The organism is Xenorhabdus budapestensis (assembly GCF_017743015.1).
GTDB lineage: Bacteria > Pseudomonadota > Gammaproteobacteria > Enterobacterales > Enterobacteriaceae > Xenorhabdus > Xenorhabdus budapestensis.
The window spans coordinates 210,978-234,925 of the sequence record NZ_CP072455.1; the positions used below are offsets into that span (position 1 = coordinate 210,978).

Annotated in this window: 20 protein-coding genes and 1 tRNA gene; 8 read left to right on the top strand and 13 right to left on the bottom strand. The window is 43.2% G+C overall.

The window, feature by feature from the left end:
* Positions 1–88 precede the first annotated feature (88 nt).
* From HGO23_RS00855 to HGO23_RS00865, 3 genes are all read left to right on the top strand, one after another.
* Positions 89–568, top strand: a complete 480-nt coding sequence (locus tag HGO23_RS00855; RefSeq protein WP_209027626.1) for an Hcp family type VI secretion system effector — start codon at positions 89–91, stop codon at positions 566–568.
* Between the two features lie 189 nt (positions 569–757).
* Positions 758–1,786 carry an Ssp4 family T6SS effector gene (ssp4, locus tag HGO23_RS00860; protein ID WP_209027627.1) on the top strand — a complete coding sequence of 343 codons (1,029 nt, stop codon included), beginning with the start codon at positions 758–760 and terminating at the stop codon, positions 1,784–1,786.
* Positions 1,787–1,915: 129 nt separating this feature from the next.
* Positions 1,916–3,121: a hypothetical protein gene (locus HGO23_RS00865; protein WP_209027628.1), complete on the top strand. Its 1,206-nt coding sequence runs from the start codon at positions 1,916–1,918 to the stop codon at positions 3,119–3,121.
* An 86-nt stretch (positions 3,122–3,207) separates the two neighbouring features.
* On the opposite strand, the gene HGO23_RS00870 is transcribed toward HGO23_RS00865, so the two are convergent.
* The gene (locus HGO23_RS00870; protein ID WP_209027629.1) at positions 3,208–4,704 is read right to left on the bottom strand and encodes an MFS transporter; all 1,497 of its coding nucleotides are present in this window, start codon (positions 4,702–4,704) and stop codon (positions 3,208–3,210) included.
* Positions 4,705–4,811: 107 nt separating this feature from the next.
* Between HGO23_RS00870 and HGO23_RS00875 the strand changes: the two genes are divergently transcribed.
* Positions 4,812–5,363, top strand: a complete 552-nt coding sequence (locus HGO23_RS00875) for a TetR/AcrR family transcriptional regulator (protein ID WP_099135387.1) — start codon at positions 4,812–4,814, stop codon at positions 5,361–5,363.
* Between the two features lie 152 nt (positions 5,364–5,515).
* Entirely contained in the window at positions 5,516–6,853 is a 1,338-nt protein-coding gene (locus HGO23_RS00880; protein ID WP_209027630.1) for an NCS2 family permease, read from the top strand.
* Between the two features lie 88 nt (positions 6,854–6,941).
* On the opposite strand, the gene HGO23_RS00885 is transcribed toward HGO23_RS00880, so the two are convergent.
* The gene (locus HGO23_RS00885; RefSeq protein ID WP_209027631.1) at positions 6,942–8,417 is read right to left on the bottom strand and encodes a glycosyltransferase family 39 protein; all 1,476 of its coding nucleotides are present in this window, start codon (positions 8,415–8,417) and stop codon (positions 6,942–6,944) included.
* A 148-nt stretch (positions 8,418–8,565) separates the two neighbouring features.
* Between HGO23_RS00885 and yihI the strand changes: the two genes are divergently transcribed.
* Together yihI and hemN are read left to right on the top strand one after the other, a co-directional pair.
* The gene (gene yihI, locus HGO23_RS00890; RefSeq protein WP_099135384.1) at positions 8,566–9,087 is read left to right on the top strand and encodes a Der GTPase-activating protein YihI; all 522 of its coding nucleotides are present in this window, start codon (positions 8,566–8,568) and stop codon (positions 9,085–9,087) included.
* A 173-nt stretch (positions 9,088–9,260) separates the two neighbouring features.
* Positions 9,261–10,634 carry an oxygen-independent coproporphyrinogen III oxidase gene (hemN, locus tag HGO23_RS00895; protein ID WP_209027632.1) on the top strand — a complete coding sequence of 458 codons (1,374 nt, stop codon included), beginning with the start codon at positions 9,261–9,263 and terminating at the stop codon, positions 10,632–10,634.
* Here the strand turns inward: hemN and HGO23_RS20010 are convergent.
* The 11 genes from HGO23_RS20010 to glyQ all read right to left on the bottom strand — a co-directional run bounded on the left by HGO23_RS20010 (position 10,607) and on the right by glyQ (position 23,139).
* Complete coding sequence (locus tag HGO23_RS20010) at positions 10,607–10,744, bottom strand: hypothetical protein (protein ID WP_099135382.1); 138 nt, start codon at positions 10,742–10,744, stop codon at positions 10,607–10,609. The two genes, hemN and HGO23_RS20010, sit on opposite strands and share 28 nt — an antisense overlap.
* A gap of 172 nt (positions 10,745–10,916) precedes the next feature.
* The gene (locus HGO23_RS00905) at positions 10,917–12,389 is read right to left on the bottom strand and encodes an insulinase family protein (protein WP_209027633.1); all 1,473 of its coding nucleotides are present in this window, start codon (positions 12,387–12,389) and stop codon (positions 10,917–10,919) included.
* Positions 12,390–12,481: 92 nt separating this feature from the next.
* Positions 12,482–13,204 carry a HAMP domain-containing protein gene (locus HGO23_RS00910; protein ID WP_099135494.1) on the bottom strand — a complete coding sequence of 241 codons (723 nt, stop codon included), beginning with the start codon at positions 13,202–13,204 and terminating at the stop codon, positions 12,482–12,484.
* A gap of 330 nt (positions 13,205–13,534) precedes the next feature.
* Positions 13,535–14,566 (bottom strand): dipeptide ABC transporter ATP-binding subunit DppF, encoded by a 1,032-nt coding sequence (gene dppF / locus HGO23_RS00915; RefSeq protein ID WP_099135380.1) that lies wholly within the window; start codon positions 14,564–14,566, stop codon positions 13,535–13,537.
* Positions 14,563–15,543 carry a dipeptide ABC transporter ATP-binding protein gene (gene dppD, locus HGO23_RS00920; RefSeq protein WP_099135379.1) on the bottom strand — a complete coding sequence of 327 codons (981 nt, stop codon included), beginning with the start codon at positions 15,541–15,543 and terminating at the stop codon, positions 14,563–14,565. Before dppD ends, dppF begins: the two co-directional genes overlap by 4 nt.
* Positions 15,544–15,552: 9 nt before the next feature.
* Positions 15,553–16,470: a dipeptide ABC transporter permease DppC gene (gene dppC, locus HGO23_RS00925; RefSeq protein ID WP_099135378.1), complete on the bottom strand. Its 918-nt coding sequence runs from the start codon at positions 16,468–16,470 to the stop codon at positions 15,553–15,555.
* 10 nt (positions 16,471–16,480) lie between these two features.
* Positions 16,481–17,500, bottom strand: a complete 1,020-nt coding sequence (gene dppB, locus HGO23_RS00930) for a dipeptide ABC transporter permease DppB (protein ID WP_099135377.1) — start codon at positions 17,498–17,500, stop codon at positions 16,481–16,483.
* Between the two features lie 140 nt (positions 17,501–17,640).
* Positions 17,641–19,251: a dipeptide ABC transporter periplasmic-binding protein DppA gene (dppA, locus tag HGO23_RS00935; protein ID WP_209027634.1), complete on the bottom strand. Its 1,611-nt coding sequence runs from the start codon at positions 19,249–19,251 to the stop codon at positions 17,641–17,643.
* A 618-nt stretch (positions 19,252–19,869) separates the two neighbouring features.
* A tRNA-Pro gene (locus HGO23_RS00940) sits at positions 19,870–19,946 on the bottom strand.
* A 205-nt stretch (positions 19,947–20,151) separates the two neighbouring features.
* On the bottom strand, positions 20,152–22,221 hold the full coding sequence (gene glyS / locus HGO23_RS00945) for a glycine--tRNA ligase subunit beta (protein ID WP_209027635.1): 2,070 nt from the start codon (positions 22,219–22,221) through the stop codon (positions 20,152–20,154).
* 9 nt (positions 22,222–22,230) lie between these two features.
* On the bottom strand, positions 22,231–23,139 hold the full coding sequence (glyQ, locus tag HGO23_RS00950; RefSeq protein ID WP_209027636.1) for a glycine--tRNA ligase subunit alpha: 909 nt from the start codon (positions 23,137–23,139) through the stop codon (positions 22,231–22,233).
* A 192-nt stretch (positions 23,140–23,331) separates the two neighbouring features.
* On the opposite strand from glyQ, the gene HGO23_RS00955 reads away from it, so the two are divergent.
* Positions 23,332–23,925 carry a DNA-3-methyladenine glycosylase I gene (locus HGO23_RS00955; RefSeq protein WP_209027637.1) on the top strand — a complete coding sequence of 198 codons (594 nt, stop codon included), beginning with the start codon at positions 23,332–23,334 and terminating at the stop codon, positions 23,923–23,925.
* Positions 23,926–23,948: the final 23 nt, after the last annotated feature.

The following is a 23,948-nucleotide window of genomic DNA, read 5'->3' on the forward strand; positions in this document are numbered from 1 at the left end:
TATCTATTTTAGAATTTAGGTGGTATTTTTTTATTGTTTTTTCTGTTATAACAGGCTATGGTGAATACTGATAACAGGTTAATATAATATGGCAAATTCGATTTATGTGACAATTAAAGGAAAACTTCAAGGCTTGATTTCTCAAGGATGTTCTACATTAGATTCCATTGGTAATAAATTTCAGTTAGGGCATGAAGATCAGGTTTTTGTATTACAATTCAATCATGGTGTTTCTCGAGCACAGAACGTTGCTCACCAGCCAGTTAAATTTGTCAAGCCATTGGATAAGTCATCACCGTTACTATTGATGGCAATTTCAAACAATGAAGAACTGGATCTGATGTTTGATTTTTATCGAACTTCGCAAGCTGGTGGGCAAGAGCGTTATTACTCTGTTAATTTAAGAAATGCTAAGTTATTAAATGTTAATGTTCAATATCCACATTCTGTTAACCATAATGATAGGCAACCAGAAGAGGTCGTTGCAGTTCAATATAAAGATATCGTTTGTCAACATCATATCGCTGGTACATCAGGATATTGTGTTTGGGAAGAAACAGTTTATTAGGTTATATAAACCACTTATATAAATTATTAACAGAGTGACTTTTACATAATTAATTTACCTTTAGTGATGATAAGTATTATTTAATATTAATTTAATAAAGTAAATTATGTTGTTTGAAATAAAAGAAAAACAATATATATATATTTAGATACTGGTGTAATTACTAAGTGATCATGAGTGGTGATTAAAATGCGATTTGACAGTCTTACATCACAACTAAGAGATGAATTTGATGAAAGTAAGCTACCCGATTTTCGGTACTCTCATCAGTTGAGGATGACACATCCTAGTGCTGCTAATATTGATTTTCAGGCTATTGCTGATGCATTGGATTGCCACCGTGATTTTTATGGTGCTGGAATTATTTATTCGGATGGGTTATCTAAGCGTTATTTAGTTAGACCATCAAAAAGACGTAGAAACCAAACTACTTCAGAGTTAACACATATTATTATCTTTAATCTAGAGGCGGAGACAGTTGCTCCGGAAGTAGAGTTGAAAAAAACGGTTTCAGAGCCTAGTTTGGTATGGGAAATTGGATCAACAGCGCTTTCGTGTGGTTCTGCATTGGCATTTATAGCGGTTGAATTTCTTTCAGCAGCAGCAGTTCCAGTTACCATGGGGACAAGTTCAGTAGTTACTGTTTTGGCTTATAGCGGTGCTGCTGCAAGTTCTCTTCAATGTGGAAATGGCATATATAGGGTTTATCAACTTACTAGTAATGGTGAGGAAGGGATAGAGCATGTTGCTTGGTTAGATTCACAGGATTGGTATGTTGCAACGACTACAATGCTGGATATAACCTCTCTCGCTTCTGGTTCAGCAGCTTTAAAGGAAGCCTACCATACTTACAGAATAATGAAGTCTACATCTTCCCGTAATGCATCAGAATGGTTGAAAAATATGCCAAGATATGAAAGAAAACGGTTAACAGAGGAGATTATACGACATAACAATCCCGGCATTTCTAATCAGGCTATAAAAGATGCAATAAGAAGAGGAAAATATCCTAAACATTATCCAACAGAAGAAATTCATAGGACTTTGCGAAACCACTTGATAAATTCTCTTTCTGCTGGTGGTGGATTTTTGGGAAGTGGAATGACTGGCAGCATTAGGAATCCTGAAAATATAGCTAAATCAGTCAACTATGCTATTGGTGCAATTTTTTCTATTGTGGATGAAAAACCAGCAGGTTATCTTCAAAATGGTTATTAATGGAAAAGTGTTTTTTACTGAAATTTGTATGAAAATTTTGAATATTCAACTTATTATAAGATGATTACAGAAATAAGGAGTAAAAAGAGATAAAAATAATATAAAGATTTAATAAATTTGGAAAATAACATGAACTTAAAAAATATATTAACAAACAGGCAACTCAGAAGTATTATACATTTGTATAAAAATACAGATGATAGAATTGAGAATAGTGATTCCTCTCTGTTGGATGAACTAAATACTGTTAGACTTAAAGATAAAATAACTATCAATCGCTCTTCAGAAGAAAGTGTATTGATGGCCTTGTTTCCTATACTGATTTCTGTTTCTTATGTAATATTATTTTTTGTATTTTATAATTTTTATTTTTCTTCTGATGTTGCGCGTTTTCAACGTTCTGCCAGTATATTTATCATTTCTATAATCTCGTTATCGACGCTTTATGCTTACAGAGGAAATCTCTTTGCGTTAAAAACACTGAATGGGTTGAACACATTAAGTATTATTTTGGCAATTACTCTTATTCTGCTTGATTACTTTGTCTATTATATGCACCACGAATGGTATTTGTTGACCATTGTTTTTTTCAATTTTCTCTCGAATAGGATAATCATTAACAGTGAAGCGTTTTCTCAAGCTATGAGAAAAATCCTATGGTTTAAAATAAAGAACTCTATCCTGAAAAAAAATATAGTTAGAATTGCAGAAGAGAATATTATTGAGTTACATAACCGCTCGAAAAAAGTAAATATCTTCAATATTTTTTGGCAATATTGTGTATTAAATACCAATCTTAATAATACACTTAGAGAAAGTTATGCGCTTAACCAAAGAGTAGAAAAAAATGATGCTAGTCTACTGGCAGAAAAGAGATTAAATAAGTATCGGTATTTATTGGACTTTGATATTCCGAAAAAAGCATTACTGATAACATTATTTTCTACTATTTTACTAATTAAATCTTATGTAATGACTACATTCATATTGTTATCTCATTTGGATAACAAAAATGATTTGCCAATTTTATTTTTTATTGTCGCATTGGCTTTAGTATTTGCTTTCTTATCCATTTCATTAACTCATAGGGGAATAACGTTGGGGTTCAGGATGTTAACTGTAGCACGCTATCTCTTTGTGGTACTCTTTATCTCTCTGATAAGTTTAAAATTCATTGCTGGTGTATTGGATTATAGCAATGTCTTTTTGTGTATTATCTCCGTGGATTTTTTACTGACATTCTTTATGCTAAATACCCAATATTACAGTCACTACCTTAAGGAACTACATTGTTTTCAGGCATGGCATAAAATGATCAGAAAAAATAGTCAATAGAAGAAAGTCATTTAATATTGAAATGCTTTTTGATGCCAAACTATTCGACCGAAAGAATCGAATAATTTGGCAGATTCTAATAATAGTTAATCGTGCTGCCTTCTTGCAAAAAACACAATCACCGCAGCACATAACAGCAACATTACACCCGCAACGGTTAAAACTGATAGAATTGAGCTATCAAAAGCCTGCTTTGCTGCACGGGCCAGTGATAGAGCCGCATCGCCTTTTAAACTTTCTGCAACGATAAGAGCCTCATCAATACTATTTTGTAGTGAGCCACTCTGTATAGACTCTGGTATGACAACATCGGCCGGTAGGGTAAATGATGCCGTATAGATCGCTACCATCAGGCTACCGAGAACGGCTATCCCAATCAATCCACCAAATTCATAGGCAATTTCCTCAATTGAAGCGGCTGTACCTGCATTGTGCTCAGGAGCATTGAACATGATGGATGTAGAAGCTGCTGTCATAGCGGCACCGATGCCAAACCCAATCATGGCAAACGCAGTTATTTGCACTAACACGCCGGATTGGAAGCCGATGAGATAGCCAAAAATACCAAGTCCGGCAAAGATGAGTGAGATCCACATAATTCTTGCTGCGCCAAATTTGGGGATGGCAATACCAGCCAAAGGCCCGGCAGCAAAAGAAGCTAAGGGAATAGGTAGGATAAACAATCCTGCTTGTAAAGGTGATAAGCCTACCACCAGTTGAAGCCGTTGACTGATTACAAGCTCCACTCCCACGAGGGCTGCTGTGGTAACAAAAGCCGTTGCGACTCCGGTGGCGAAACCGTAAGAACGTAATAGATTAAAGTCGATAATTGGTACGGATGAACGGCGTTGCCGACGAACGAACATAACTATGAAAACAATTCCGATGACGCTGGCTATCATGGCAGTTTCCAGTGATGGTGCTTGTTTACTAATTTCTTTGATAGCCAAGGTAATGCCAATCAGTCCAATCATGATTTGGATAGAAGCAAGTAGGTCAAATGAGCGGCTCGGATTACTTTGACTTTTGTTAATGGTGGTCAGAGCAAAGATAAATGCGATGATGACGATAGGAACGTTGATCAGGAAGACAGAACCCCACCAGTAATATTCGAGCAGTATCCCACCGATAACGGGGCCAAGCGCAGCTCCTCCCGAAGCAACGGCTGACCAGATGCCGATGGCAAGAGCACGTTCATTCGGATCTTCAAAAGCCTGACGGACTATTGCCAGCGTTGCGGGCATCATCATTGCTGCACCAATGGCAAGTACCACTCGTGCACTGATCAATGTACCGGGATTGGGAGCAAACGCGGCGATAAGTGATGCCATGCCGAACACAACCAGCCCGGAAGTAAACAGTTTCTTGGCTCCAAAGCGGTCACTTAACGCTCCTGTACCGGGAAGCAGGCCAGCAATGGTCAATGAATAGGCGTTCATGATCCACAGTTTTTCGGTGGAAGAAGCGCGCAGGTCATGTGTCAGGCGAGGCAAGGCTGTATAGAGAACAGTCATGTCGATAACGATTAGAAAAAGCGCGCTGGAAATGACAGCCAGCATGAGCCAGCGAATATTCGATTTCATGCGAGAACTCATCAATGTGGTTGAAGGATTTTGTGCTGTTCAAGCCTTGACGGCACAGAGTCCTAACATTATAAATACATACGTATTGAATTAAAAGGGGGGCTCTGATGGGACGACGTAGAACAATTGACCGGGAAGTTTTGCTGGATGCAGCGGAACGAATCGTGACAACACATGGCGCTGCGGCTCTGACTATTGATGCAGTGGCAAAATCGGTGGGGATCACTAAGGGTGGAGTTCAGTACAGTTTCAATACGAAGGACGCATTTATTGATGCGATGTTTGAACGTTGGGAACTGAGTTACCAAGAGCATTTTCGCACAATAGCCGGAGAAGATCCTGATCCGTTGACAGCGGTACGTGCGCATGTTGAGGCCAGCCAGCACTCTGATGAAGTGTCATCTGCAAAAGCAGCAGGTTTACTGGCTGCTTTACTTCAAACACCTGAACATCTTGAGTCAAGCCGTGCTTGGTATAGTCAGCGCATAGCGGATCTGGATACAACGACGGAAGAAGGGCGTCGGGCGCGCTTAGCTTTTCTGGCCACAGAAGGGGCATTTGTCCTACGTTTCTTTGGGTTAATGGAGATTGGTAAGGATGAATGGACGGATATTTTCACCGATATTCTTGACATGATGCCATCCAAAAATAACGCATAAAACAGAGTCAATTTAATGAGGCTCGTTTATTATATAACTTATTGATTATACTAATAGCAATCGTTTTCTTTTTGGGCCTTGAGGGATAACGATTTGTTCGGATTTCCTGTAGGATAGGGCGAAAACTTCATCTTTTGGGGAATAAAATATTAATGAGCACACTCAATTCTGGCTCTGTAAATCGTCAGGGTTTACTTCAGCGCGTGTTTAAATTAGAGGAACATGGCACGACAATTCGTACCGAAATGATCGCTGGGCTTACAACCTTTCTAACCATGGTTTATATCGTCTTTGTGAATCCACAAATTTTGTCTGTTGCAGGAATGGATATCAAAGCCGTATTTGTTACTACCTGCTTCATCGCTGCATTTGGCAGTATTATGATGGGAATAACGGCAAATTTACCGATTGCTGTTGCTCCCGCGATGGGACTGAATGCTTTTTTTGCTTTTGTCGTAGTCGGTGCTATGGGTATTTCATGGCAGGTTGCAATGGGGGCGATTTTTTGGGGTGCAGTAGGATTGTTTATCCTGACTGTTTTCCGTATCCGTTACTGGATGATAGCTAATATCCCTGTGAGTTTGCGCGTCGGTATTACCAGCGGTATCGGGCTTTTTATTGCCATGATGGGGTTGAAAAATGCCGACATTATCGTATCGAATCCAGATACGATCGTCTCCATCGGCAATTTTGCTTCCCACAATGTACTGTTGGGTACATTGGGCTTTTTTATCATTGCCATTTTAGCAGCACGTAATTTTCATGCAGCGGTATTGCTTTCCATCGTAATAACGACGGGGATCGGGTTTATGATGGGGTATGTGGAATATCAGGGTATTTTTGATCTGCCACCCAGTGTAATGAGTGTTGTTGGTAATGTTGATGTGAAAGGAGCTCTGGATATCGCGTTAGTAGGGGTTATTTTTTCTTTTATGCTGGTAAACCTGTTTGATTCGTCCGGTACGTTGATTGGTGTAACCGATAAAGCCGGTATTGCTGACAATAATGGTAAATTCCCGCGGATGAATCAGGCTCTGTATGTTGATAGTATCAGCTCAGTGGCTGGCTCTTATATCGGAACTTCTTCGGTAACCGCTTATATAGAGAGTTCTTCTGGTGTTTCTGTTGGTGGGCGTACCGGATTAACTGCCGTTGTTGTCGGTATTTTATTCCTGTTGGTGATGTTTATTTCTCCATTGGCTAGTATGGTTCCTGCTTATGCCACAGCAGGTGCGCTGGTTTATGTGGGGGTTCTAATGACATCCAGCCTGACACGGGTGAAATGGAATGATCTGACTGAATCCGTCCCGGCATTTATTACCGCTGTTATGATGCCATTCAGCTTTTCTATTACCGAAGGTATCGCATTGGGATTTATTGCTTATTGCGCTATGAAACTGGGAACAGGGAAATGGCGTGAAATTGGCTCTTGCGTTATTGTCGTTACTTTACTGTTTATATTGAAAATGGTGTTTGTGGATGTCCATTAAACACAATGCTGTCTAATCTGATGTTGTGTTGAGAAGAAAAAGCCTGACGGTATACTCACTTTCAGGCTTTTTTGCGGTAACTAGAAGATTATTGAAGATGTTGACTGTTTTTGGGAGCAACAAAGCCGATGCAGACGATCTCAGCTTCCGAACTTGGCTGAGCTTGAAACGTAAATTCTTCTTTGTGGCTGATCGTTAATTCAGGCCAGGTTATCAGTGTTTGTTGAAAGGTCTCCTGTGAACAATCTGTTCCCCTTTCTCCTACTAGCAAAGCACCATATTTCACAATATCGTTCTCTTTAATGTGGCGGTTGTATATATTGGGCGGTGCACCATTGTCTATTTCCCACGGCTGTATGGTTTGAGGGCGATAATGACTGTAAAACGTCAGCCATTGATGCAGATATTCTCCTCCAACGTAATGCAGTGGTGTTGAATACAATTCATTCCAGCGCTGATCAAGTTGGCTGGTAAAGGTTTTTATCCCTTCAAACTTTTCGCCAGCTCCCCGAACATTTGCCAGCATGACACTGGTATAGCCAATAAGAACCAGCACACCAAACAAGGCCAACCCTCGTAATATTCCCAGTAAGGATTTATGGGGAGGTACAATTATCGAACCTACCAGTAGTGCAGGTGCTACCGCCATGAATGGCTGGAGCCATTCGGTCATCCGTCCACCCTGATTAAAAGAGAACCAGGCATAGATAATCAACAGGGGTAACAGAATAACGATATTAACCAGCCTGTTGGATTGTTGTTTTGGCCAGCCAATTTTTCCGCCTGACAGATAAGTAATCACTCCCACGATGATGAGGGGATAGAACACCGAAAGTACCGCGCGTGTAGTATGCAGATTAAATCTATGCTCGATTTGGGAGTCTACCCATTTAAATGCAGAAAAATCGTTATGTATCAGCCACCAGACGTTGGGTAATATCAGTATAAGCCACAATACAATGGCGAGATAAAAGAGTGGTTCCCGATATTGGCACCGTACTTTGGGAGTAAACAGGGAGAGCAAAAAGACTGAACCAACGATTGCAAGTGAAGAATATTTGCCCATTGTCGCCAGCCCTGCCGCTAATGCGAATGCCAGCCACCATTTCGGATGGTCATCAATGGCTTTCAGGAAGAACAACAATGACCACGGCCACAACATCACCAACAGGTAATTATCGTTATAAGGAATGATATCGAAATTGATGATACCAGACAGATTGAGTGTCAGCATGGCAAGCCAGGCTAACTCAACTTTACCTGTTAACCGGAAGGCCAGACGCCAGACGCCAAGCATGCCTATGGCAATGGCAACAAAATGGGTGAAATACCAGTAAAAGCTGAGAGAAATATGACTAATATAGATCGCTGGTAACATCACAGTGCCTACCAGCCACGGATTTTTCGGGGATCCCCATTCTCCATTTATGCCCCAGTTTAAGGCTTCTACAGCATCATACGGAACAGTCGGATCCAGTGAATAACTTGCTACTATCCATAAGACAGCATAACCAATGCACCAAAGATACAGAGGTATGCGATAAGAAGTATCGAAGAAACGCATAGAGAATTGATGCTCGTAATACTTAAGTTAAGGTAATCTGAAATATTAGCCGAACTCGAAAGAATAAGTAAATGACGTTGGATGTTATAAGTGGATTCTGTTAGATTCCGCCGAAAATATTTTGATAACACGAGTTGAGTCACAAGCTATGAGTCAATTAAACAAAAAATCCCCTGTAAAAACGTCAGCGGGTAAGCAAAAAAGAAAAAGTCGTGAAGAGTTGAACTCTGAAGGACGTGAGCGTAAACGCCAGAAAAGACAGCGTGGTAATCCAGCTGGTAGCCGTCACCAGGATAATAGTAGTCAGAAAAAACAGTCTGGCACAAAGCAGGAACGAGATCCTCGTATCGGTAGTAAAGCGCCGATTCCTTTGATCATCGGCGAAAAAATAGCAGTAAAAAAACCAGTAGCAGAGAAGCCTAAAGCAACGCCAAAACCTCGTTTATCAGCGCAGGAAGAACTGAAAATGCTGGAAAATGATGAGCGTCTGGATAGCTTGCTGATACGCCTTGAGCAGGATGAAAAACTCTCTCAGGAAGAGAATGCTTATGTCGATAGTATGCTTGATCGTATTGATGCTCTGATGGAACAGTTGGGTATTGAGCCGGAAGGTGGTGATAGTGAAGAAGAAGAGCAGGAAGATATCATGCAGCTGCTGAAAGGTAAGTAATTCCTGAGAAATAAGTCGTTCCGGTTATAAATTGTTGTGATCATAAAGGCAGGGCATCCCAGGATATACCCAATGATAAAGTGTATAACCATAGCATTTACATGGTATTTGCTATAGTAATTGGGTAAACTACAGTGGCTATTTGATGGGCTAAAACAGCGGAAGGAATAAGCATGTCAGAGCAAGCCATTGTCTGGGATCTGCCTTTGATCCCAAAATACAATTATTCAGGGCCTCGTTACACTTCATACCCAACAGCATTGGAGTTTAACCAACAGTACGATAATACTGCATTTGCACAGGCCGCCGTGCGTTATCCTGATCGCTCTCTTTCCCTCTATATCCATATCCCATTCTGTCACAAACTTTGTTATTTCTGTGGCTGCAATAAGCTGGTTACTCGTCAGAAACATAAAGCAGATGAGTATCTGCAAGCTCTGGAAAAGGAAATTACAGCGCGGGCAAAATTGTTTGCTCAGAGAAAAGTCAGCCAGATGCACTGGGGAGGAGGAACACCGACTTATCTGAACAAGGCACAGATCAGCCGATTGATGGCAATATTGCGTAGTCACTTCCACTTTCTGCCTGATGCAGAACTTTCCATTGAAATTGATCCACGTGAAATTGAACTGGATATGATTGACCATCTGCGCCATGAAGGTTTTAACCGCCTGAGTATGGGGGTGCAGGATTTCAATAAGGAAGTTCAGCGTCTGGTTAATCGGGAACAGAATGAAGATCTTATTTTCGAACTGGTTAACCGTGCCCGGGAAACTGGTTTTGCCTCCATCAGTATCGATTTAATTTATGGTTTGCCGAAACAGACTGCAGAAAGCTTCGCTTTCACCCTGCAACGAGTGTTGGTGCTATCTCCTGATCGTCTGAGTGTATTCAATTATGCTCACATGCCGAATTTGTTTGCGGCACAACGTAAAATTAAGGAGAGTGATTTACCGAGTGCGGCACAGAAACTGGATATTTTGCAGCAAACTATTACTATTCTGGCAGATAATGGCTATCAGTTTATTGGTATGGATCACTTTGCCCGCCCTGATGATGAACTGGCTATTGCCCAGCGGGAAGGGGGACTACATCGTAATTTTCAGGGATATACCACACAAGGAGAGTGTGACTTATTGGGCGTCGGTGTTTCTGCTATCAGTATGCTGGGTGACAGTTATGCACAGAACCAGAAAGATCTTAAAACCTACTATGCAGCAGTAGAGGTGCAGGAGCATGCGTTGTGGCGTGGTTTGAATCTGACGCAAGATGATTGTATCCGCCGTGATGTGATTAAGGCGTTGATTTGTAATTTCAGGCTGAATTTTGCTGATATTGAACAGTGCTACGCAGTGAATTTCACGGATTATTTTGCTGAAGATCTGCAATTATTAGTGCCGCTGGCGGAAGATGGGCTGGTCAAGGTCACTGAAACACAGATTCAGGTATCACCGAAAGGACGTTTATTAATCCGAAATATTTGCATGTGTTTTGACAGCTATCTGCGTAATCAGATGCGTCAGAGACAGTTTTCGCGAGTGATATGAATATCTAATACCTTATACTGAGCCTGTTCAGGACAGTATCTCTGGGATCCCTGATTTCTTTCCAATTCTTTGCTAATAGTTGAGGGATTTCGATTCAGTAACGCGGCAATAGCACACGGTGAAAATCCTGCTTTTTTAAGCTGAAAATTTTGTTTCGGTCAGTTGTGTATAGAACATAGGGCATTTTCCTTTGGCGAGGAAGGTGCCTACTGTAGCAACTGACCGATTTTCTGAGAAATTGCACTTATTAGGCGAATCCGCCTGCTATATGATTAGTGGAAATTACTGACCTTCAGCTTTTTTGGTTTCAACCACTTTAGATTCATCTGGCAATGGCCCCGGTCTCATAATCTGATTAAAGCTATTCCTGAGCTGATTCACATCAACAACCGCTTCACCTTTAGGTTGCACCAGAATAAATGCAGTTTCCTGAGATAACATCTCTTTCAGCTTTTTGTTCAAAACTTGTGGTGTAAGGGAAGATAAAAACATCTGCCGCAGTCTGCGATATTGCTCAGGTGCAATATCTATCACATTATTTTGTTGGGAGAGCAGACGCTGGTTAATCAATATATCGGTGTCTGTACGCGCATATACTGCAAAGAGGTGTTGAAGCTGAAGACGTTTCTGATTATACAGTTCATCAAATTGCTCTTGTGGCAATCCGTTTTCACGTAATGACGCCAGCGCAGAGGCCAGATAAAGTGTGGATTCCGTCAATTTGCTTGATGAAGTGTCCAGATTCAGGTAGCAGTTCGCCCGCAGGTAGACGACCCGACAATCCAGATCTAATTTTGCGTCATTTTGCTTTTCTTTCAGCCACAATTGTAAGTAACGGTAAAAAGCTTCGCGAGCAAGTTCGTTTGACCAATGCTGAAACAATACCTGAGAGTTGTTAATCGGTTGCCAGTTCAGGTTCCAGACTAAAGAGAGCCGATCTTGTTTAGCTTTATCACTTTCTACTCTCAATATTTCTGCTTTTACTGGCAACAGTATGGGAACAGCAACAGGTGTCTGACGTTTTCCTTCTAATGATGAAAATGCCTGATTGAGCCGTTCTGGTAATACCCGACTATCAACGTTGCCGGCAACATATAATGTCATTGCATCCGGCGTATACCACTGCCGATAGAATTCTTTGACTTTTTTCACATCTACAGATGTTGATACATGCGCTCCGGGATCATGACCAAGCAGAGTCGAACCTTGCAGGCGTATACGCCATACCGGATCCTGAACATCTGTCGGCAGAGTCGATACCAGATGTTCAGACGTTTTCATAGCCTGAGCCAAAGTCTGTGGCGTAAATACTGCACCTCCCGCAATATCGGATAACCAGATCAGCGCATCCTGCAATAATTCAGGGCGGTTATTTGGTAAGCTCAGGCTATAGAGGGTGAAATCATATGAAACTATGGCGGGCGGAAGGGGGTTTTTGCTATCAACCGCGTTGTACCACAGATTTTCCAATTTTTGCGAAGATAAATCTTTACTGGAGGATAAGACGATCTTGGGAATGAGGTAGGTGTAACCCTGCTGCTGGTTTTTCTCTGCCAGAGAGCCGGTTTTCACCATTAAACGCAACTGTATTTTGTCTTTGGGGCGTTGCGGAGTTTGCAGGATTTGCCAACTGAACCCATTTTCTAGTTTACCTTGTTGCCAGGCTGGATCAGGCTGTAAGGTTTCCGCCTGAGCAAAGTAAGTCGTAGCCAGAATGGTGCCACTAATAAGATATCCGATTTTCTTGCCTTGCATTCTTACTTACCCCTACCTATTTAGTTTTATCCTTGTCTGAACCAATAAAAGGCTTCTGGATATTATCACCGAAAATTAGACCTTTATTCACCTTATAAGGTTTCATTTTGATGGAGGTTTTTGCTTTGCTTATTAACTTGACGATTATAACCTTTCACCAACAACCCCAATTCATCATCTTGGTGACTTTTGGGACAAGGCATAGGGACAGGAGGATGCTCTTCATTCAGTTCTCGTGCGATGTCACGCAACGGATGTATGATGATACGATTTACACACCAACTTATCGACACGGTAAGAATAAGTGCGAGCAATAAATAAGTGGTCAACATTAATGCCAGTGTGTTCAAAGCAAATCGGTACACACGGTTGGAATCAACCTGCAAGATAAGATGCCCCTGCGATGCTATGTCTTTTGATGAAATACCATAAACATGTAATGGAATATTTAACTCAACCGGAATACCAAAAACCCGCTTTGCCAATTCAGGTATAGGCCGATGAGTCGCGAAGTCCAAATTCATAATCCGGGAATTATTCTGCGATATCAGTTCAGCTCGCCCTAAGATGCCCGACGTTTTTAACTCAATCAGTAGAGTTTTCGCTTTATTGAGATCAGATCTCAGCAAAGCATCTGTCAAAGGAGCCTGGATCTGAGCTGCCGCATTGTTGAGCTGGTTAATATAATCATCTTTTCGTTGCTGTAACAAATGCGATAATTGGATAGTAATGAAAATAGCAAGGGTGACCAAAGTGACTCCTGTCACTGCCGCCATTTGTTTAATGGTTAACGAACGTTTGACTCGCAATTTCATTTTATCCAAACCAATACTTGACCAAAGACTGGCTACCACACCGTAATAATGCGACTGAGTATACTTGATTTTTCTTGCTATCGTCTTGTTTTGATAAATACAAGTGAGATAAATGACGGCAATATAGTATTTGCTTTTTGTGACGTTTATCCCTTTCATCTTCAAGTTGCTGCTTTATTAACTATATTCATTCCCCGGTCACATGGGTTTTATGACTGTAACCTTATCATATAACCTCCAGCTTCCGGGGAGTGACTCATTTAACGTTGTACAGTCACTTGAAGTCCATTCGATATGAATCAGATAACGTTATACTACGATCTGACACAATTATGCAGGTGGATTTGCATTTTGCTCAACAGCAAAGCAGGCAACAAGTCGCTCGTTATATTGCTTTAGTTTAGGGTGGAATTGGGTGCATGGGCCAAATGCATGGCGGCAACGGGCTGCAAAAGCACAACCCGAAGGCGGATTCATCGGACTTGGCAATTCTCCTGTCAATTTGATACGTTCACTACGCAGTTCTGGATTCAACCGCGGTGTTGCAGACAATAACGCCTGCGTATAAGGGTGACTCGGGTTATTGAAAATCGTTTCCTTACTCCCCTTTTCAACACAGCGCCCCAAATACATAACCATAACTTCATCGGCAATGTGTTCAACCACTGAAAGGTCATGGGAAATAAAGACATATGACAGCCCTAATTCCTGCTGCAAATCCATCATCAGGTTCAAAACTTGCGCCCGTACGGAAACGTCCAGAGCAGAAACTGGCTCATCCGCAATTACCACGTCAGGATTTAACATCAACCCACGAGCAATCGCAATGCGCTGACGCTGACCGCCAGAAAACATGTGAGGATAACGCTGGTAATGTTCAGGCTTTAATCCCACCTTTTCCATCATATCCAGGACTTTTTCTTTGCGTTCATCCGGTGCCAATGATGTATTGATAAGTAAAGGCTCTTCCAGAATCTGACCCACTTTTTTACGCGGATTCAAAGAGGCGTAAGGATTCTGAAATACGATCTGGATTTTCTGTCGTCGGAGTTTTTCTGCTTCTTTATCTGGCAATAGTAAGTCTTGTCCCAAATAATAAAGCTCTCCTTCTGTCGGTTTTTCTATCATGGTCAGCAGGCGCCCCAAAGTGGATTTCCCACAACCTGATTCTCCTACAACCGCCAGTGTCTTACCTTTCTCCAGTTCAAATGAGACACCATCCAGTGCCTTCACTATCCTCTCTGGTGAAAATATGCCTGTTTTAACTGGATAATATTTTTTCAGTTCAATAGCCTTCAGCAAAGGAATCGTGTCTTTTTCCTGCCAGTTTTGTTGTTGAATAACTGTTTCTTGAGCACTCATACTGTCGGCCTCCCCTCATCATCCAGTGGCATATGGCATTTAACCTGACGTTCTCCAACAACTTTCAATTTCGGCTCCACTTGGCGGCAATGCTCATTGACATAAGGGCAGCGAGGATTGAGCAAACATCCTGTCGGACGATCATATTTCCCTGGAACAACGCCCGGCAACGAAGCCAGACGGGATTTATCTACCGCAAATTCCGGCAATGCCCGCAATAATGCCTGTGTATAAGGATGACGCGGTGCTCTGAATATTTCATTCGACTTGCCAATTTCCACTATCTGCCCGGCATACATCACAATAATATGCTGAGCAGCTTCCGCAACCAGAGCCAAATCATGGGTGATCAAGACCAGTGCCATGTTTTCTTGCTGCTGTAACTCCAGTAACAATTCGATGATTTGTGCCTGGATAGTCACATCCAATGCCGTTGTCGGTTCGTCGGCAATCAGCAGCTTCGGACGACAAGCAATCGCCATCGCGATCATGACACGTTGGCTCATTCCACCTGATAGTTGATGTGGATATACATCTAAGCGAGAGGCTGGATCAGGAATTCCTACCTGAGTCAGCAGATCAATTGCTCGTTGATAACGGGTTTTTCGGTTTCCTCCCTGATGGACTTTAAGCGCTTCCATGATCTGATAACCCACGGTGTAGCAAGGGTTAAGGCTGGTCATCGGATCTTGAAAAATCATCGAAATTTCTGCACCAACCAGCTGGCGGCGCTCTTTTTCGGAAATCTTTGTCAGATCACAGCCATCAAATTCCAGCTTCTCTGCCATGACCTTGCCCGGATAATCTATCAACCCCATAATCGCCAGCGAGCTGACAGATTTGCCCGAACCAGACTCTCCAACAATACCGACAACCTTCCCCTGCTCAACACTGTAGCTGATACGGTCAACGGCGCGGAATGGTGCACCTTGATCACCGAAGTGTACCGATAATTGGTCTATATTTAACAATGCCATATCATACCCCTACTGCTTGAGCTTAGGATCGAGCGCGTCACGCAACCCATCCCCCATCAGGTTAAATGCCAGTACCGTCAAAAGGATAGCCAGCCCAGGGAAAGTTACGACCCACCATGCACTCTGAGCAAACTGCAAGACATCTGACAGCATAGTTCCCCATTCTGGTGTTGGTGGCTGTGCTCCCATTCCCAGAAAACCCAGGGCAGCCATGTCGAGAATAGCATTCGAAAACCCTAATGAAGCCTGCACAATCAAGGGAGCAAGACAGTTTGGCAAGATATTGATGAACATCTGACGCATCGCCCCCGCACCAGCAACCTGAGAAGCGGTCACATAGTCACGATTCACTTCAACTAATACTGCCGCTCTTGTCAGGCGAATGTAATGAGGCAGTGCAACAAATGTCAGAGCCAGTGACGCATTGACGATAGATGGGCCGAAGATAGCCACCAATACCAATGCTAATAACAGGCTTGGCAAGGCCAGCATGATATCGACTATTCGCATAATGGCAGTATCAACAATTCCACCAAAATAGCCCGACAGCAATCCCAGAATAATCCCCATCACCAGCGACATCACAACAACCAGACAGCCAACCAGCAAGGAGAGACGCGCGCCGTACATCAAGCGAGAAAGGATATCGCGCCCAACATCGTCAGTACCGAGAATAAATTGCCAGCTTCCCCCTTCCTGCCATACTGGCGGGTTCAACAGGGAATCGCGGAACTGTTCTGCTGGGCCATGTGGTGCCAGTATCCCGGCGAACAACGCGATCAACAGCATCAAAACAATATAGGCAAGACCAATGACGGCACCTTTGTTACGTTTAAAGTAATGCCAGAACTCCTGCATTGGTGTCATCAGTTTCGGTGCACTTGATGTTATTTGCTCAGTTGCTTGTGGCTCCGTTATTTGAGTCATCATGTGCTCCTTATCTCTTATGCCGAATACGTGGATTGACAATGCCATACAGTAGATCAACCACAAAATTGACCAGAATGATCATTGTCGCCACCAGCAATACGCCACCTTGCACCACAGGATAATCACGGCGCTGGAGAGCGTCGATCAGCCAACGCCCCAGCCCCGGCCATGAAAAAATGGTTTCCGTCAGAATAGCCCCCGCCAACATAATACCCACTTGCAGGCCAATCACCGTGACTACAGGCAGCAACGCATTGCGCAACGCATGGATAATAATGACACGCATCCGGCTCAGACCTTTTGCCCGTGCAGTACGGATATAGTCTTCACCCAATACTTCCAGCATGGAAGAACGAGTCATACGTACAATCACGGCTAACGGGATCGTACCTAATACAACAGCAGGCAGGATCATGTGCATCACAGCATCAATGAAGTCACCATCTTCCCCCCAAATCAGGGTATCGATCAGCATAAAGCCGGTCAGAGGATAGCTATCATCGAGAAACACACTGTCGCTTATTCGGCCGGAAACCGGAGTCAGGTTCCAGTGAACAGAAACCAGCATGATGAGCATGATGCCCCACCAGAAAATAGGCATTGAATAGCCCGTCAGTGACAGGCCTACGGCGGTATGATCAAAGACAGAACCACGCTTAACCGCTGCCAACACACCGACAGGAATACCGACAGAGATGGCAAATAACATGGCACAGATGCCTAATTCTAATGTTGCTTTAAATCGGGGGACAAATTCATCCCACACCGGGATACGGCTTTTCAGGGAGATCCCTAAATCACCATGCAGTATGCCACTGACATAATGAAGATATTGCTGCCAAAGAGGTTTATCTAACCCCATTGCTGCCATCAGTTCAGCATGGCGCTCGGCAGAGACACCCCTTTCTCCCGCCATAATCAGTACCGGATCACCGGGGATCATATGCACAAAAGCGAAAGTCAGCAGGGTAATACCAATAAACGTCGGGATCACCAGCCCCAGACGCCGGAGGATAAATTGCAGCATATCCTGAATTCTCTTTTTAGTTATCAGTTACAGCTCTCAGACTGTTTGTGTGATACACAGACCTGCTTGCCCACCAGAGAAGCGCAACCCTCCCCCGGAATGTTCGGGAGAGGGTCAATCACAACAAATCAAGAACAGGATTATTCGAGATCTACATTGTAAAAGAGGTGCCTGCCGAGCGGATCGACCTCATAACCCTTCACTTCTTTACGAACAGGTTCGTAAACCGTAGAGTGGGCGATAATCAATGCAGGGACTTGCTCATGCATTACTACTTGAGCCTGCTTATAAAGCTCTGTGCGTTTGGCAATATCAGCCGTTGTACGTGCTGGCTGAATAATGTCCTCAAACTGTTGGTCACACCATTTTGAATAATTGGAACCTCGTTCTTTGGCTGCGCAACTAAACAGGGTTCCAAAGAAGTTATCAGGATCTCCATTATCCCCCGTCCATCCCATCATGACGTTTTGAGGTTCACCATCTTTGGCACGTTTCAGATATTCGCCCCATTCATAACTGACTATCTTGGCTTTTACACCAATTTTGGCCCAGTCAGCCTGAATCATTTCCGCCATACGGCGGGCATTCGGGTTATAAGGACGCTGTACTGGCATTGCCCAAAGATCGGTTTCAAAGCCATTCGGGAAGCCAGCATCTTTCAGCAGTTCTTTAGCCTTCACCGGATCATAGGCGTAATCTTTGATATCTTTGTTATAGCCCCACATCGTAGGAGGGATCAGGTTTTTCGCTTTCTGACCGGCTCCTTGATACACAGCCGCAATGATGGCATCTTTGTTCACCGCCATCGTCAACGCCTGACGAACTTTGAGGTTGTCCATTGGCTTTTTGGAGACGTTATAAGAGAGATAACCAACATTCAGCCCTGCCTGTTCTTTCAGAACAATATCTTTGTTCTGCTTCATGCTCGCAATATCAGCAGGGTTCGGATATGGCATGACCTGGCATTCATTTTTCTGTAATTTTGCATAACGTACAGAGGCATCAGGCGTAATGGAGAAGACCAGACGATCAATTTTCGTCGGCCCTTGCCAATAATCTTTGAACGCTTTATAGAGAATGCGGGAATCTTTCTGGTATTGCACTAACTGGAACGGCCCTGTACCAACCGGATTCAGATCCACTTTTTCCGGCGTGCCGACCTTCATCATGGCATCAGCATATTCTTTGGAGAGAATCGAAGCAAAATCCATGGCTATATTAGCCAGGAAAGGGGCTTCAGGACGGGACAGCACAAAGCGGACAGTATAGTCATCCACTTTCTCTATTTTGCTGATGATATTCCCCATATCCATGCCGATAAAGTATTCGTAGCTGCCACCGGATACTTTATGATACGGGTGATTTTTATCCTTTTGCCGCATAAAGGTAAAGATAACGTCATCGGCATTGAAATCACGCGTGGGTTTGAAATCTTTACTGCTCTGCCATTTTACGCCTTTGCGCAAATAGAATGTGTAGATTTTGCCATCGTCACTGATTTCCCACCGTTCAGACAGACTAGGAATAATCTCTGTTGTACCTGATTTGAAGTCCACCAGACGGTTATAAATTTGTCTGGCAGTTGCATCAAAAGTTGTACCAGAAGTGAATAACTGCGGGTTAAAGCCTTCAGGTGAACCTTCAGAGCAATAAACCAGTGTTTTTGCCTGCACACTGGCTGCTACAGCCAATGAAACAAGACCAATACCCAATTTCAATAAACTGGGTTTTTTCTTTTTGGAGATAGTCATTACTTAAACTCCGTTTGTGATGTTTATTGTGCCTTAGCCAAGCCCAGAGTTTCCTGCCTGAATATCACTGCTCCGGCTTGTGTTATTGTCGTAGATTATCAATTAATCAATTGTTATTCCTGACGTCAATATAATCACTATGGCTTATGAAACAATAGAAAAACATAAAAGAAAAAAAACATTAACAACTCTGGTTAAAAAATATGACACCAGGCGCAGATATAGATAAAAAAACTGAGAATATCACTTATTAAAAGAATTAATTTCTATAAATTATAATTTTAAATTTGTGACCGATACTTAAATAATGAACAGAAAAAATTATAAGAAGGGTGACGTGGTACAAGGTGCCGAATCGAATCAAGAAAAATAAATGTTTTAAATTCATTCAATTCAGGTGAAATTAATAACATCATCAATTAAATTGGCTATTAGAATGCTTATTGTACAATCTCAAGTGGAAGGATTAACGTTGGTTTCTGCTGATAGTGTTTTTTCGGAATATGGCATTCGATTAATCAACGCCCGGCTATGAGCTAAAAAAGAGTAAGAGTGCGGTTTATTTTTCATTTGTCACATATGAAAAAACCCCGCTCAAAGAGCAGGGTTTTAGAATGCTGGTCGGCGAGAGAGGATTCGAACCTCCGACCCACTGGTCCCAAACCAGTTGCGCTACCAAGCTGCGCTACTCGCCGAAAACGAAGCGCATTCTACTGCCGGTATCACGGGTCGTCAATATTTTTTTAAAGGTAAGTAGTTATTTGATGATAATCCATCCAAAGTTTACACATTGTAATATTTTCAGACAGCAAAAAGCCCCGCTATGATCCGCGAGGCTCTGTCTTAAAGGTAATTAGCTTTAAAGGCAATTTACACTAACTCAATAAAACTCATCAGCAATTACTGGAGCAGCGAAATATCCGCTACCTGCAGGAACAACTCGCGCAGTTCACTCAATAGCGTCAGGCGATTTACCCTTACTTGCAGATCTTCATCCATGACCATTACATTGTCGAAGAATGCATCCACAGCTTCACGCAAAGAAGCCAGTTCAACCAGCGCATCCTGATAGTTGCCTTCTGCAAACAGAGGTGCCAGCTTCTCTTTCAATACAACAAGGTGAGTCGCCAGTTGGATCTCTTCCGCTGCTTTCAACACTGAAGCCTGCACAGTGTCATTCAGCTTCTCTTCTGATTTTGCCAGAATGTTAGAAACACGCTTATTCGCTGCCGCCAGAGAAACTGCTTCATCTAATGTACGGAAATGCGTTACCGCTTTCACACGGGCATCAAAGTCTGCCGGTTGAGTCGGGCGACGTGCTAGTACGGACTGGATAGTATCAACGCTGTAGCCCTGTTCCTGATACCAGGTGCGGAAGCGGCCGAGCATAAACTCAACCACATCAGCTACAACGTTTTCATTGGTCAGCTTATCGCCGTACAGACGAACGGCTTCTTCAGCCAGAGTCTGGAGGTTGAGAGGCAGTTTTTTCTCAACAATAATACGCAACACACCTAATGCGGCACGACGCAATGCAAACGGGTCTTTATCCCCTTTAGGATGTTGACCGATGCCGAAAATCCCTACCAGCGTATCCATCTTATCGGCGATCGCTATGGCACAGGAAACTCCGGTAGATGGCAGATCATCGCCAGAAAAACGCGGCTGATACTGTTCATTCAGCGCCAGTGCCACATCTTCAGCTTCTCCGTCATGACGGGCATAGTGCATTCCCATCACACCCTGCGTATCGGTGAACTCAAAAACCATGTTGGTCATTAAGTCACATTTGGACAGCAAACCTGCGCGGGTCGCATGAGTAACATCCGCCCCGATCTTTTCAGCAATCCAGCCAGCCAGAGCCTGAATACGGTCTGTTTTATCGCGCAGTGTACCCAGTTGTTTCTGGAACAGAACGGTCTCCAGACGTGGCAGGTTATCTTCCAGACGCTGCTTACGGTCAGTATTGAAGAAGAATTCAGCATCTGCCAGACGTGGACGCACTACTTTTTCGTTGCCAGTGATAATCTGCTGAGGATCAGAAGATTCAATATTGGTAACAAAAATAAAGTTCGCCATTAATTTGCCGGATTTATCGTAAACCGGAAAATATTTTTGGTCGCCTTTCATGGTATAAACCAGCGCTTCAGCAGGTACTTCAAGGAATTTTTCTTCGAATTTTGCTGTCAGAACGACAGGACATTCCACCAATGAAGTGACTTCCTCCAGCAAGCTGTCAGTCAGATCTGCTACTCCACCAAGCTGTGTAGCGGCTTGTTCTGCATCGCGCTTGATCAGGGCCTTACGTGCTTCATAATCCACAATGACCCGACCACGTTCCTGCAAAATAGCCGGATACTGCTCTGCGTTATTGATGGTAAACTCCGCCTCACCCATAAAACGATGACCACGGATGATACGATCAGATTTGATACCCAGAATTTCGCCTTCAATCACTTCACTACCCAGAAGCATTGTGATGGTATGCACAGGACGGACGAATTGGGTTTCTTTATTACCCCAGCGCATTAGTTTAGGGATCGGTAATTTGCTCAATGCACTGCTTACCATATCCGCCAGCAATTCTTTCGCTTCATGGCCTTTAACTTGAGCACGATAAAGTAACCATTCACCTTTATCGGTTACCATACGCTCAGCCTGATCAACGGTGATACCACAACTGCGCGCCCAGCCTTCCGCTGCTTTGGTTGGTTTTCCTTCCGTATCAAACGCCTGAGCAATAGCAGGGCCACGTTTTTCTACTTCACGATCAGCCTGTGCCGCCGCCAGATTTGCTACTTTCAACGCCAGACGACGAGGAGCAGCAAACCAGCTAACTTCACCATGACCCAGATTGGCGTTTTTCAGTTCTACTTCAAAATTGGCCGCAAAGGATTCAGCCAGTGAACGCAGTGCCTTTGGTGGCAACTCTTCTGTGCCGATTTCCACAAGGAAAGTCTGTTGAGTCATGATGGCCTCTTATTTTCTGTTACACATAGGGAAGCCAAGCGCCTCACGGGAGGCATAATAAGCTTCAGCAACTGCTTTGGTCAGGGTACGGATGCGCAAGATATAGCGCTGACGCTCAGTCACGGAAATCGCTTTACGGGCATCCAGCAAGTTGAAGGTATGACCGGCTTTTAAAATGCGCTCATAAGCCGGAAGTGGCAGTGGAGTCTCCAACGCCAGTAATTCCTGTGCTTCTTTTTCATATTGCTCAAAGCAGGTAAACAGGAAGTCGACATCGGCGTGTTCAAAGTTGTAAGTAGACTGCTCAACCTCGTTCTGGTGGTAAATATCGCCATACGTGGTTTTACCCAACGGGCCATCACTCCACACCAGATCGTACACACTGTCTACGCCCTGAATGTACATTGCCAGACGTTCTAAACCATAAGTAATCTCGCCAGTTACTGGTTTACATTCAAGACCACCGACCTGTTGGAAGTAAGTGAACTGAGTCACTTCCATGCCGTTCAGCCAAACTTCCCACCCCAGTCCCCAAGCACCTAATGTCGGGTTTTCCCAGTTATCTTCAACAAAGCGGATATCATGAACGGTAGGATCAAGCCCCAACTCTTTCAGGGAACCAAGGTAAAGTTCCTGAATGTTATCTGGAGATGGCTTGATGATAACCTGAAACTGATAGTAGTGCTGGAGTCGGTTTGGGTTTTCGCCATAGCGTCCATCAGTTGGACGACGGGAAGGTTGCACATAAGCTGCTGCAATAGGCTCCGGCCCCAAGGCACGCAAGCAGGTTATAGGGTGAGAAGTTCCTGCGCCGACTTCCATATCCAATGGTTGGACAATAGTACAGCCTTGACGCGCCCAGTAATTCTGTAATGTCAGGATTATCCCCTGAAAGGTTTTGATATCAAACTTTTGCATGTTGAATTCGCACGCGATATATGAATTTAAACGAAAGCGTTCAGTATACCCTCTGACTGTAAGATATACAGCATTGATCATGCCCAATTTTGTCACAGTATAAAAAAATCTTATCTCTGCCACTTTACTTGTATATTTATACAGCTAAGATTGGTGTAATTATTCACCATTATCTGTGGAGACGTGCGATTCATGAATAAGGAAATAACTCGCTGTGGTTGGGTTACATCTGATCCTGATTATCTGGCTTATCACGACAATGAATGGGGTAAACCGCTAAAAGACAGCCTACAGCTTTTCGAACTGATTTGCCTTGAGGGACAACAGGCTGGTTTATCGTGGCTCACCATTTTGAAAAAGCGGGAAGGTTATCGAAAATGTTTCCATCAATTTGATCCTGTCAAAATTGCCGAAATGGATGAAAATGATGTCGAGAAATTGATGCAAGATCCTGCCATCGTCCGCAACCGTGCTAAAATCAATGCCATAATTCATAATGCCCGTGCTTACCTGAAAATGACCGAACAGGAAGAAGATTTCTGTGAGTTTATCTGGCGATTTGTTGATAACGACCCGCAAATTAACCACTGGAAAACACTGGCAGAAGTGCCTGTCAAAACCGCCCATTCTGATGCTCTCTCAAAGGCACTGAAAAAACGTGGATTTAAATTTATCGGCAGTACTACTTGTTATGCCTTTATGCAGGCTGCGGGTTTAGTCAATGATCACATCGCAGACTGCCTATGTCGAAAAATTGAAAGCCGAAAAACTGAAATCAGTGCATAAAAATAGGTGGCAATTTGTTGTTA

Excerpts from the sequence above, each read along its gene's own strand:
- HGO23_RS00855 (WP_209027626.1), top strand. The coding sequence starts at position 89 with ATGGCAAATTCGATTTATGTGACAATTAAAGGAAAACTTCAAGGCTTG.
- ssp4 (WP_209027627.1), top strand. The coding sequence starts at position 758 with ATGCGATTTGACAGTCTTACATCACAACTAAGAGATGAATTTGATGAA.
- HGO23_RS00865 (WP_209027628.1), top strand. The coding sequence starts at position 1,916 with ATGAACTTAAAAAATATATTAACAAACAGGCAACTCAGAAGTATTATA.
- HGO23_RS00870 (WP_209027629.1), bottom strand. The coding sequence starts at position 4,704 with ATGAAATCGAATATTCGCTGGCTCATGCTGGCTGTCATTTCCAGCGCG.
- HGO23_RS00875 (WP_099135387.1), top strand. The coding sequence starts at position 4,812 with ATGGGACGACGTAGAACAATTGACCGGGAAGTTTTGCTGGATGCAGCG.
- HGO23_RS00880 (WP_209027630.1), top strand. The coding sequence starts at position 5,516 with ATGAGCACACTCAATTCTGGCTCTGTAAATCGTCAGGGTTTACTTCAG.
- HGO23_RS00885 (WP_209027631.1), bottom strand. The coding sequence starts at position 8,417 with ATGCGTTTCTTCGATACTTCTTATCGCATACCTCTGTATCTTTGGTGC.
- yihI (WP_099135384.1), top strand. The coding sequence starts at position 8,566 with ATGAGTCAATTAAACAAAAAATCCCCTGTAAAAACGTCAGCGGGTAAG.
- hemN (WP_209027632.1), top strand. The coding sequence starts at position 9,261 with ATGTCAGAGCAAGCCATTGTCTGGGATCTGCCTTTGATCCCAAAATAC.
- HGO23_RS00905 (WP_209027633.1), bottom strand. The coding sequence starts at position 12,389 with ATGCAAGGCAAGAAAATCGGATATCTTATTAGTGGCACCATTCTGGCT.
- HGO23_RS00910 (WP_099135494.1), bottom strand. The coding sequence starts at position 13,204 with ATGAAATTGCGAGTCAAACGTTCGTTAACCATTAAACAAATGGCGGCA.
- dppF (WP_099135380.1), bottom strand. The coding sequence starts at position 14,566 with ATGAGTGCTCAAGAAACAGTTATTCAACAACAAAACTGGCAGGAAAAA.
- dppD (WP_099135379.1), bottom strand. The coding sequence starts at position 15,543 with ATGGCATTGTTAAATATAGACCAATTATCGGTACACTTCGGTGATCAA.
- dppC (WP_099135378.1), bottom strand. The coding sequence starts at position 16,470 with ATGACTCAAATAACGGAGCCACAAGCAACTGAGCAAATAACATCAAGT.
- dppB (WP_099135377.1), bottom strand. The coding sequence starts at position 17,500 with ATGCTGCAATTTATCCTCCGGCGTCTGGGGCTGGTGATCCCGACGTTT.
- dppA (WP_209027634.1), bottom strand. The coding sequence starts at position 19,251 with ATGACTATCTCCAAAAAGAAAAAACCCAGTTTATTGAAATTGGGTATT.
- glyS (WP_209027635.1), bottom strand. The coding sequence starts at position 22,221 with ATGACTCAACAGACTTTCCTTGTGGAAATCGGCACAGAAGAGTTGCCA.
- glyQ (WP_209027636.1), bottom strand. The coding sequence starts at position 23,139 with ATGCAAAAGTTTGATATCAAAACCTTTCAGGGGATAATCCTGACATTA.
- HGO23_RS00955 (WP_209027637.1), top strand. The coding sequence starts at position 23,332 with ATGAATAAGGAAATAACTCGCTGTGGTTGGGTTACATCTGATCCTGAT.